Annotated in this window: 4 protein-coding genes; 2 read left to right on the top strand and 2 right to left on the bottom strand. The window is 71.8% G+C overall.

Annotated elements, in window-relative coordinates; genetic code table 11:
- Positions 1-25: 25 nt before the first annotated feature.
- Positions 26-1,561 (bottom strand): UDP-N-acetylglucosamine 1-carboxyvinyltransferase, encoded by a 1,536-nt coding sequence (locus tag ACFRCR_RS17195; RefSeq protein WP_377679229.1) that lies wholly within the window; start codon positions 1,559-1,561, stop codon positions 26-28.
- 128 nt (positions 1,562-1,689) lie between these two features.
- Positions 1,690-2,388, bottom strand: a complete 699-nt coding sequence (locus ACFRCR_RS17200) for an exonuclease domain-containing protein (RefSeq protein WP_191795940.1) — start codon at positions 2,386-2,388, stop codon at positions 1,690-1,692.
- Positions 2,389-2,642: 254 nt separating this feature from the next.
- Between ACFRCR_RS17200 and ACFRCR_RS17205 the strand changes: the two genes are divergently transcribed.
- Both ACFRCR_RS17205 and ACFRCR_RS17210 read left to right on the top strand, forming a co-directional pair.
- The gene (locus ACFRCR_RS17205) at positions 2,643-3,767 is read left to right on the top strand and encodes a GuaB3 family IMP dehydrogenase-related protein (protein WP_138825476.1); all 1,125 of its coding nucleotides are present in this window, start codon (positions 2,643-2,645) and stop codon (positions 3,765-3,767) included.
- On the top strand, positions 3,767-4,351 hold the full coding sequence (locus tag ACFRCR_RS17210; RefSeq protein ID WP_377679227.1) for a GNAT family acetyltransferase: 585 nt from the start codon (positions 3,767-3,769) through the stop codon (positions 4,349-4,351). The genes ACFRCR_RS17205 and ACFRCR_RS17210 overlap by 1 nt, the downstream gene beginning before the upstream one ends.
- The last annotated feature ends 50 nt before the right edge of the window (positions 4,352-4,401 follow it).

Here is a 4,401-nt window from a genome sequence, read left to right on the forward strand (position 1 = left end):
GTCCTGTCGTCCGGTGAGGTCGGGGTCAGTCGCGGAACGTCTCGATCCGCGCGCCGAGCTCGATGAGCCGCTCCTGGAGCTGCTCGTAGCCGCGCGAGATGATGTCGACGTTGCGCAGCACCGAGGTGCCCTTCGCGGCGAGCATCGCGAGCAGGATCACGACGGCGGGCCGCAGCGCCGGCGGGCAGCTCACCTCGGCGCCCGACCAGTGGGTCGGGCCCGTGATGTCGAGCCGGTGCGAGTCGAGCAGCCGGACGTCGGCGCCGAGGCGCGTGAGGTCCGTCAGGTGGATCGCACGTCCCTCGTACACCCAGTCGTGGATGAGGGTGTGCCCGCTCGCGCACGCCGCGATGACGGCGAAGAACGGCAGGTTGTCGATGTTGAGCCCCGGGAACGGCATGGGGTGGATCTTGTCGATCGGCGCGTGCAGCTCGCTCGGGTGGACGGTGACGTCGACCAGGCGGGTGCGGCCGTTGAGGGCCAGGTACTCGGGGGAGAGCGAGTAGCGCAGGCCCATCTCGGACAGCGTCGCGAGCTCGATCTCCATGAACTCGATCGGCACGCGCGCGACCGTGATCTCGGAGCCCGTGACGATGCCGGCGGTCAGGAGGCTCATGGCCTCGACGGGGTCCTCGGACACGGCGTACTCGACGTCGGCGTCGATGTCGGTGCGCCCGTGGATGCGCAGCGTCGTGGTGCCGATGCCCTCGATGCGCACGCCCAGGAGCTCCAGGTAGAAGCAGAGGTCCTGGACCATGTAGTTGGGGCTCGCGTTCCGGATCGTCGTCACGCCGTCGCGAGACGCGGCGGCCATGATCGCGTTCTCCGTGACGGTGTCGCCGCGCTCGGTCAGCACGACGCTGAGGTCCTGGGCGCCCGGGGCTGCGACGACCGCCTCGTAGTTGCCCGAGGCCGCGGTGACCGACAGCCCGAACGGGCGCAGCGCGATCATGTGGGGTTCGACGGTCCGGGTGCCCAGGTCGCAGCCGCCCGCGTAGGGGAGCGAGAACTCGTCCTGGAGGCCGAGCAGGGGGCCGAGGAACATGATGATCGACCGGGTGCGGCGGGCTGCATCGACGTCGATCGAGGCGAGGTCGAGCTGCTCGGGCACGATGATCTCGAGGTCGCGGCCGTCGGCGGACCACGTGGCCTGCACGCCGATGCTGCGCAGGACGTCGACGATGCGGTCGACCTCCACGATGCGGGCGACGCGGCGCAGCGTGGTGCGCCCACGGTTGAGGAGCGACGCGCACAGCAGGGCGACAGCGCCGTTCTTCGAGGAGTTGACCTCGATGCGGCCCGAGAGCACGTGGCCGCCGCTGACCCGCAGGTGGGAGTGCTTGGGGGCTCCGAACGAGATGATCTCCGAGTCGAGCGCGGCGCTGATCCGCGCGAGCATGTCGAGGCTCACGTTCTGCGAGCCCTGCTCGATCCGGTGGATCGCGCTCTGGCTCGTCCCGAGGCGCTCGGCGAGCTGGGCCTGGGTGAGGCCCTTGTTCTGGCGTGCGCCGCGGATGAGGGCGGCGACCTGTGCGAGGTGCTGGGGTGCTTCGTCGACCATGGTCATGAGCCGACGATAACTCATGGATGAGATAACGGCGCGTCGATCCGGTCGACCTGGCGGGGCTTCACGGGATCGTCACGAGCGGCCCATATGTTCTATGAGGTTTTGTGTCCGACGACCGTGGCTCAGGATGGCCAGGCGGTGCTGGCCCCTGCGCCGACGTACCCCTGCCCGGCTCGCCACGTGTTGAAGTTCTCCGCCCAGGCCCGGTGAGCGGTGATCTGGTGGCGGTGCAGCGAGTCGAGGTCCCGTTCGGCGAGCTCGGGGAAGACGCGGGTCATGGCCTCGAGCACGTCGAGCGTCGCGAGGACGTCGACGTCCGCGGTGTGGAGGTTGCCGCCGTCGGTCACGCCGTAGTGCACGCACAGGTCGCCGAGCTTGCGCTTGCCCTTGCGGAAGCGGTCGAGCGAGCGGTCGAGCACGAGCGGGTCGATCACGGGTGTGACCTCGCGCCCCAGCCGTTCGCCCAGGGTCGGCAGCGCGTGGCGTGCGAGCTCGGCGTCGAGCAGGGACAGGTCGAACGCCGCGTTGAACGCGACGACCGGCACGCCGATCGCGAGGTCCGCGGCGATGAGCGAGGCGATCTCCTCGAGGGCCGGTCCGGGGGCCACCCCGTGCGCGACCGCGTGCTCGGTCGAGATGCCGTGGATCGCGGCCGCCTCCGCGGGGATGGGGACGCCGGGATCGACGAGCCAGGTCCGGACCTCGGTGCTCCGCCCCGGGACGCGCCGCACGAGCGCCGCGGTCACGATGCGGTCGTTCGTGACGTCGACCCCGGTGGTCTCGGTGTCGAATCCCAGCAGCGGTCCGGTCGTCCAGCTCATCGTCGTGCTCCTTGCAGTCGTCCTGTGGGTGGTGGCCCGGCGGTCCTCGCCGTTCACGACCGTCCCTGGTCTCTGCTGGTGAGCATGCCAGCGGCCACTGACAGCCCTGCCAGCCCTGCCAGCCCTGACGGCCCTGCCAGCCCTGACAGCCCTGCCAGCCCTGCCAGCCCTGACGGGTGGCGCTGCTGGGACGTCGCGGTCCACCGCGTGGCGCGCGGGGGCGTGCCCCGGCCCGGGCCCGGTATCCTCGTCGGGTGAGCAACGAGATCGAGATCGGTCGTGGCAAGCGCGGACGGCGCGCCTTCTCCTTCGACGACATCGCCGTGGTCCCCTCCCGGCGTACGCGTGACCCGGAGGACGTGTCGGTGGGGTGGCAGATCGACGCCTACCACTTCGACCTGCCGATCCTGGCGGCCCCCATGGACTCCGTGATGAGCCCGGCGACCGCGGTCGCCCTGGGCAACGCGGGCGGCCTGGGCGTGCTGGACCTCGAGGGCCTGTGGACGCGGTACGAGAACCCGGAGCCGATCCTCGCCGAGATCGCGACGCTCGACGCCGTGAGCGCGACGCGTCGCATGCAGGAGGTGTACGCCGAGCCGATCAAGGCCGAGCTGATCACCCAGCGTCTCAAGGAGATCCGGGAGTCCGGCGTCACGGTCGCGGGTGCCCTGTCGCCGCAGCGCACGCAGGAGTTCTACAAGACGGTCGTGGACGCCGGGGTCGACCTGTTCGTCATCCGCGGCACCACGGTCTCGGCCGAGCACGTGTCGGGCAACGCGGAGCCGCTCAACCTCAAGCGCTTCATCTACGAGCTCGACGTCCCGGTCATCGTGGGTGGGGCCTCGACCTACACCGCGGCCCTGCACCTGATGCGCACGGGCGCTGCGGGCGTCCTCGTCGGCTTCGGTGGCGGCGCGGCGCACACGACGCGTGTGAGCCTCGGCATCCACGCGCCCATGGCGACGGCTGTCGCGGACGTCGCGGCCGCGCGTCGTGACTACCTGGACGAGTCGGGTGGCCGCTACGTCCATGTCATCGCGGACGGCGGCGTGGGGCGTTCGGGCGACCTGGTCAAGGCCGTCGCGTGCGGTGCGGACGCCGTGATGCTCGGTGCCGCGCTGGCGCGTGCGACCGAGGCCCCGGGCAAGGGCTGGCACTGGGGCTCCGAGGCCCACCACCCGCAGCTTCCCCGGGGCGAGCGCGTGAGCGTCGGCACGGCGGGCTCCCTCGACGAGATCCTGTTCGGACCGGGCCGCCAGGCTGACGGCACCCTCAACCTCGTGGGCGCGCTCAAGCGTGCGATGGCCACGACGGGCTACTCGGACCTCAAGGAGTTCCAGCGCGTCGAGGTCGTCGTCTCGCCCTACCAGCCGCGCTGATGGCTCCGGGCCGCATCCGCGACGGGGTCGGGTTGACGAGCGCCCTCGGCGCGGGTGCGCCCGCCGACGGCGGGCCTGGGCCCGCGCAGGCTGTTCCTGAGGGAGCGGTCGAGCCGGTGCGGGACGGCGCCGTCGGGACGCTCTCCGTGGGCGGCGTCGACTTCCGGGAGATCACGGACGACGACGTCGAGCAGGTCGTGGCCCTCTGGGAGGCGTGCGGCCTCGCGCGGCCCTGGAACGACCCGCACCTGGACGTGGCCGACGCGCGGACGGCACCGTCCTCGACGGTCCTCGTCGCGCGAGCGGGAGCTCCGGGCAGCGGGGCGGGCCCTGTCGTCGCGACGGCGATGGCCGGGTTCGACGGGCACCGCGGCTGGATCTACTACGTCGCGGTGGCGCCCGGGCTGCAAGGCACGGGGCTCGGCCGCGACGCGGTGGTCGCCGCGGAGGCGTGGCTCGCGTCGCAGGGCGTGCGCAAGGTGCGCCTCATGGTGCGCACGACCAACACGCAGGTCCTGGGCTTCTACGAGCGGCTCGGGTACCTCGACGCCGAGTGCACCGTCCTCGGCCGCGACCTCGGCTGAGACAGCAGGGCTGCGGGACCCGAGGCCGGTCGGGGCGGAGAGCGCCCGAC

The organism is Oerskovia sp. NPDC056781 (assembly GCF_042789955.1).
GTDB classification, from domain to species: Bacteria; Actinomycetota; Actinomycetes; order Actinomycetales; family Cellulomonadaceae; genus Oerskovia; species Oerskovia rustica.

Excerpts from the sequence above, each read along its gene's own strand:
- ACFRCR_RS17195 (WP_377679229.1), bottom strand. The coding sequence starts at position 1,561 with ATGGTCGACGAAGCACCCCAGCACCTCGCACAGGTCGCCGCCCTCATC.
- ACFRCR_RS17200 (WP_191795940.1), bottom strand. The coding sequence starts at position 2,388 with ATGAGCTGGACGACCGGACCGCTGCTGGGATTCGACACCGAGACCACC.
- ACFRCR_RS17210 (WP_377679227.1), top strand. The coding sequence starts at position 3,767 with ATGGCTCCGGGCCGCATCCGCGACGGGGTCGGGTTGACGAGCGCCCTC.